The organism is Bradyrhizobium sp. Kon37 (assembly GCF_055807535.1).
In genome coordinates, this window is the sequence record NZ_JBVVOY010000085.1 from 1 (window position 1) to 772 (window position 772).

At 60.6% G+C, this 772-nt stretch carries 2 protein-coding genes; one reads left to right on the forward strand and one right to left on the reverse strand.

What is annotated here, in order from left to right; translation table 11 throughout:
• Positions 1 to 480: ribonuclease HII (locus AC0L3J_RS37150; RefSeq protein ID WP_473350396.1), on the forward strand; the 480-nt coding region annotated here is incomplete at its 5' end.
• A gap of 31 nt (positions 481 to 511) precedes the next feature.
• On the opposite strand, the gene AC0L3J_RS37155 is transcribed toward AC0L3J_RS37150, so the two are convergent.
• Positions 512 to 772, reverse strand: a 261-nt coding sequence (locus AC0L3J_RS37155) for an ATP dependent DNA ligase (protein WP_473350398.1), incomplete at its 5' end; no start/stop codon positions are given.

Here is a 772-nt window from a genome sequence, read left to right on the forward strand (position 1 = left end):
GCTCGCGAAGAACTCGCGAAGGAAATCAAGGAAAAGGCAGAGAGTTGGTGTGTAGCATTCGTCGAGGTCGAGGAGATCGATGAAATCAACATCTATTGGGCAGGCATCCAGGCGATGCAACGTGCGGTCCGGGGCCTAGGGTTGACGCCGCAGCACTTGCTGATCGATGCGAAGCGTTTGAAGGAAATCGACATCCCTCAGCAGTCGATCATTAAAGGGGACGCCAAGTCCGCCAGCATTGCCGCCGCCTCCATCCTCGCCAAAGTCGAGCGCGATACGGTCATGCGGACACTCGACGTGCGTCACCCCGGCTACGGCTTCGCGGATCACAAGGGCTACCCGGTGCCGGCTCATTATGAGGCGCTCGCCAGGCTTGGTGCATGCGCAGCTCACCGGAGGTCGTTTGGACCTGTACGCAAGGCCCTCGGATTGCCGCCCCTGCCGCCGTGGCCTTCGGCATCCGAGCGCGCCGCGAGCTGAACTCCAGATCGAGCGCTTCGTCTCGGCTGCATTATTTTCGCGACCACTTCTTTTCGCGAACAACGTCCTTGGCGTTTTTGTCGGACCTCAGGCCGAGATAGACCGGCTGGCGCAGCTCGCCCTTGCTGGTCCACTCCGCGAATTTCACTTCCGCGACCAAGGAAGGACGCACCCAGGTCGTAACGCGCTCATCCTTCACCTTGCCAGGGAAGGGCGACTTGGCTGTCTTCAGCCTCACGAGCTTGCGGTGAAGCTCTTCGAGAACTTGGTGGCTGAAGCCGGTGCCGACGTG